Genomic DNA, 4364 nt, shown 5'->3' with positions numbered 1-4364 from the left:
CCAACCAGCGTTACATCTTGCATGATGGCCTCCCAGGAAAAGAGAACACCCTACCGCACTACCCGCGCGCAGGGCGGGGGTGACCATCTCATTACGCATGGTGACGATCAGCGGCTAGTGCGCAGCTTGCAATTCGCCCCACGCCACCAGAATCTTTTGAATGCTGTGCGCGTATGCGTCCCGCTCTTTCGGCGACTCCGAGTGATACGCGCCGATCGCGCGCCACGTGTTGCCGTACTTCACCATCTTCTGCTTCAACAGCCACGCAGCGACATAGATGTTCACGCAGGCATCGGTGAGCGCGCGATGCGGGATGCCCTCGCGCTTCAGATCGCCGAAGTGAACTGAGTTGATCTGCAACTGGCCGACGTCGATCGAACCGTTTGCATTGCGGTTGATGGCGGACGGGTCGCCTTTCGACTCATGCCAGGCCACCGCACGCAGGATCGACGGATTGACGCCCTGATAGACGCCGGCCTGTTCGAAGCAATCGTCGGCATGTGCGGCGGCGCAGGATAGGGCAAGGGCCAGCGCTGCAATGAAGCGTTGAGTGAACACGATGGATGTCTCCGTTGTGACGGTCCGCGATGATGGCGGGACGCGCCGACAGTTATCTGGCCAACGCGAGGTCAAGCTGGCGGTCGATGGTCTTCAGGTAGGCGCGCGACGTGTCGGAGACGACGAGGCGCGCAGCTGGAGTCGTCGGCCGTATATCGGGCACGCGGGTCTTGCGCTTCTTCGCGGTGGGTTTCGTCACGAGCGGTTCGTCGTCGTCGCCCGTCGAGGGCGGCAGCATCGCGAGCGTCGGCAGCGGCGGATAGACCTTGTCCGCGGCGGCGGCCGCGCTGGGCGAGGCGGTCGAAAGCATCGCAGCGGCGAGCGGCTGACCGGCAAACGCCGGCGAAGCTAGCAGCAGGCTCGCTACGAGAACGGCAATCCGGTACATAACATTGGCTTCCTTATAGCGGCGTTGCGGCGTCGTTGTGCGGGTCGTCAAGGCGTCGGCTTGATCGACACGCTATACGGCTGATTCGCGCCGGCCGTCAGGTTTTCGAGGCTGAGCTTCGCCGTGTGCTGCGCAGGCACGCCTTTCCAGATCGCCTGGTTCAGGTACGGGAAGTCCTGGCCGAGGGCGGTCACAAGGATCGTCGTCGGCTGCTTTTGCGCGGCGGCGAGCGCGCCCGCTTTCACCAGCACGGCCGTTAGCTGCGGATCACGCGCGCCGAGCGCGTCGGGCGGGATCGCAAAGCTGATCACTTCATTCGATACCGGCGGCTTCTCTGCTTGCGTGGCGGTGGTTGCGGGCAGTTGCGCGCAGCCGGCCAAAGCGACGAGAACCGCACCCAATGCGATCTGTTTCACATACCGCTCCCGGTAGTCGTTGGACGCTGTATCCGGTTTGACGGCAGCGCGCCGCTGAACTTGATATGCAATCGGCAAACGTTTGCGAAATCGAAAGAGTTTTCTCAGAAATCGCGCCGGATCGCAAACACTGACCGTCGAAGTGGCGGAAAAGCGGTGAGGTCGCCCTGCATCCCGAGCGTGTTCGCAGGCTTCAAATCGGCGCCACACAAGACTGTCATGATCTCGTCATCGTGACCGTGCCCGGCCTCGCGGCTTGCCTTCTTTCTCGAATATGACTTTGGATTTCATCTGGCGGCTGCTGGCCGCCTTTGCTTGCGGTATCGCGATCGGGCTCGAGCGGCAGGTGCGCCAGCGCACGGCCGGCCTGCGCACGATCACGCTGGTCGCGAGCGGCGCGTGCCTGTTCGTCACGCTCGGCATGCTGACGGGCAATGGCGTCGCGGGCGTCACGCAGATTGCGACCTATGTGGTGTCCGGCGTGGGTTTTCCTGGCGGCGGCGTGATCATGCGCGACAAGGGATCGATCCAGGGCATCAACACGGCGGCGACGCTCTGGTGCTCGGCGGCTGTCGGGGTGCTGTGCGGCGCGGGACACTACGGCCCTGCGATGGCGGGCACCGTCGTCGTGCTCGTGACGAATGAGCTGCTGCGCGAAGACTATTTCGTGTGGTTTGTGTGATCTTCGAACGCGGAGGCGATGCCATCAATCATTGCTGCGATGCGCGCGGTATGCCGAAGGTCTTGATGCGTGACGAGCCAGATTTCGTAGACCGCCCCACGTGCGGGTTCCGGCCAGATCTGCACGAGGCCGTCGTGTTCAGCCAGATGTATCGGAAGCTCACCGATCCCGATGCCGGCCTTTACCGCGGTACGCAGCATGAGGCTGGAATTGAAGGTCGATACGATGCGGCCCGCGTGTGTCGGTTCGCCAGCCAGAGTCGGTGATCGATTACCGGTCCAGTTTCCCTGATAGACGACGAGATCGTGGCCCGCGAATGCGGAGCCAGCGGCGGGCTTGCCGTGGTGCTCGAGATAAGCATTCGATGCAAAGAGCGCCATGGGCCAGCGAGCCAGGCGCCGCGCGATCAGATCGGGATTGTCCGGCCTGACTGACCGGACCGCGATATCCGCTTCGCGCTTTGCCAGATTTAGCATGCGCGTCGACGTGTCCAGCAGGACGCGCACTTCGGGATGCGCAGCATGCAGGCGTTCGATGGCGGGAAGCAGGAAGTCGAGCGCGATCGAGTCGGTGCTGGTGACTCTTACGTCCCCCGCCAGCCGTGTATCCGTGCCTTGAGTTCGCCTGACGAGTTCGTGTGCGGAGTGTTCCATTTTCTCCGCCGATCTCAGCGCGGCCTCGCCTGCGGCAGTCAACGCGTAACCCTCAGAGGTGCGCAGGAAGAGCGTTGCACGTAGAGCGTGCTCTAGCGCCGCAATCCGTCTGCCGACCGTCGCCTGATCCAGATTGAGCGTCCTGGCCGCGCCACGGAGCGTTTTTTCGCGCTCCACCGCGAGAAACACTCGCGCGTCATCCCAGTTCATCGTGCTGCCCTCCTGATGCAAATTTGCATCTCATCACGTGAATAATGCTGCGTTTATTCATCAATGTCGATGCCTATACTGAACGCAAGAGTTCCTCGTTCAATGATCCGCCCGGATCAATCGAGCCTCATCAATCGAAGGAGTGTTATCCATGTCTGCTTCAACTTATCGTGTGCCGTCGTCCATGACGGCCATTGAGATTAAACAGCCCGGTGGTCCTGAGGTTCTGGTGCCGACTACGCGCCCTGTACCGATGCCGGCCGCCGATCAGGTTCTGATCCGCATCCACGCGGCTGCCGTGAACGGTCCAGACGTTTTCCAGCGCAAAGGGCTGTATGATCCGCCCCCCGGCGCTTCGGACATTCCTGGTCTGGAAGTGGCAGGTCAAGTGGTTGCCGTTGGGTCCGACGTGTCCCAATTCCGGATCGGCGAACTGGTGTGTGCATTGATTCCCGGCGGTGGCTACGCAGAATATGCAGTCGCGCACGCCTGCAACACGATGCATATCCCCAAAGGCCTGACGTTGGTGGAAGCGGGGGCCATGCCCGAAACGTTTATGACGGTATGGCTGAACCTGTTCCAGCGTGGCAAGCTGGTTGCCGGCGAATCGGTGTTGATCCATGGCGGCGCGTCAGGTATCGGTACCACGGCGACCATGCTGGCGAAGGCATTCGGCGCCGCGAAAATCATCACGACAGTTGGCTCGCAGGCGCATCGGGAGGCCAGCCTGGCGCTAGGCGCAGACGTCGCGATAAATTACCGCGAGGAAGATTTCGTCGCCGAAACGAAGCGGTCTACCGATGGAATCGGCGTCGACGTGATCCTCGACATCATTGCCGGCGACTACGTGGCCAGAAACTATGATGCCGCAGCCATGGACGGACGAATCCTCCAGGTAGGCGTGATCGCGGGGCCAGCGAAGGATCTCAACATCGTGCCAATGCTGACGAAACGTTTAACGCATATGGGCTCAACATTGCGATCGCGCACATCTGCGGACAAGGCGACCATCGTCAATGAACTCGAGCGGCAGGTGTGGCCGCACATCGAGAGCGGCAAGATCAAGCCGGTTGTCTACAAGACCTTTGCGCTTGCCGACGCTCGCGGCGCTCACGAGCTGATTGATTCCGGCACACACTTTGGAAAGATTGTCCTTACGACGGGTGCCGATCTCATCGGCTGAAGCGTCGCTTGCAGCCAAAGCGGAGGTTGCGATCCTCTTGCCGGTTTCGTGATGGACGTCAAGAAAAAGCGTTACTTTTAAAGGTCACGGTCTGTCTCACGATCTGCTCGACGATCGGCCGAAGTCGGTTCGAAAGCGGACGGAGGTGGATCGCGCCTGAATGACTCAGACGGGTCGAAGAACGAAACCGCTCGCGCGGTAGGGGGCTCCGGCCCGTGGTAGTGGTAATGCTGAGGAAACCGACTCTGTTTTCATGTTGATGGGCGAGGCAATC

General features: G+C 61.3%; 5 protein-coding genes and 1 pseudogene. 2 read left to right on the top strand and 4 right to left on the bottom strand.

What is annotated here, in order from left to right:
* Positions 1-114 precede the first annotated feature (114 nt).
* Genes P3T16_RS34705 through P3T16_RS34695 form a run of 3 tightly spaced genes read right to left on the bottom strand, consistent with a single transcriptional unit; the run spans position 115 to position 1362 of the window.
* Positions 115-561, bottom strand: coding sequence for a lytic transglycosylase domain-containing protein (locus P3T16_RS34705; RefSeq protein WP_429255566.1), 447 nt, complete (start codon positions 559-561; stop codon positions 115-117).
* Between the two features lie 49 nt (positions 562-610).
* Complete coding sequence (locus P3T16_RS34700; protein ID WP_429345646.1) at positions 611-997, bottom strand: hypothetical protein; 387 nt, start codon at positions 995-997, stop codon at positions 611-613.
* Positions 994-1362, bottom strand: coding sequence for a hypothetical protein (locus tag P3T16_RS34695; RefSeq protein ID WP_429345645.1), 369 nt, complete (start codon positions 1360-1362; stop codon positions 994-996). The genes P3T16_RS34700 and P3T16_RS34695 overlap by 4 nt, the downstream gene beginning before the upstream one ends.
* A gap of 274 nt (positions 1363-1636) precedes the next feature.
* Here P3T16_RS34695 and P3T16_RS34690 point away from each other — a divergent pair.
* Positions 1637-2017 (top strand): annotated as a pseudogene (locus tag P3T16_RS34690) (MgtC/SapB family protein); the annotation flags it as partial.
* A gap of 5 nt (positions 2018-2022) precedes the next feature.
* On the opposite strand, the gene P3T16_RS34685 reads toward P3T16_RS34690, so the two are convergent.
* Positions 2023-2907: a LysR family transcriptional regulator gene (locus P3T16_RS34685; protein ID WP_429345644.1), complete on the bottom strand. Its 885-nt coding sequence runs from the start codon at positions 2905-2907 to the stop codon at positions 2023-2025.
* Positions 2908-3058: 151 nt separating this feature from the next.
* On the opposite strand from P3T16_RS34685, the gene P3T16_RS34680 reads away from it, so the two are divergent.
* On the top strand, positions 3059-4090 hold the full coding sequence (locus P3T16_RS34680; protein WP_429255308.1) for an NAD(P)H-quinone oxidoreductase: 1032 nt from the start codon (positions 3059-3061) through the stop codon (positions 4088-4090).
* The last annotated feature ends 274 nt before the right edge of the window (positions 4091-4364 follow it).

This window comes from Paraburkholderia sp. GAS42 (assembly GCF_050436565.1).
Lineage (GTDB): Bacteria > Pseudomonadota > Gammaproteobacteria > Burkholderiales > Burkholderiaceae > Paraburkholderia.
This window is presented reverse-complemented; position numbering and strand designations above follow the sequence as displayed.

Bases quoted from the DNA above. Each gene is read 5' to 3' on its own strand.
- P3T16_RS34680 (WP_429255308.1), top strand. From the start codon at position 3,059: ATGTCTGCTTCAACTTATCGTGTGCCGTCGTCCATGACGGCCATTGAG.
- P3T16_RS34685 (WP_429345644.1), bottom strand. From the start codon at position 2,907: ATGAACTGGGATGACGCGCGAGTGTTTCTCGCGGTGGAGCGCGAAAAA.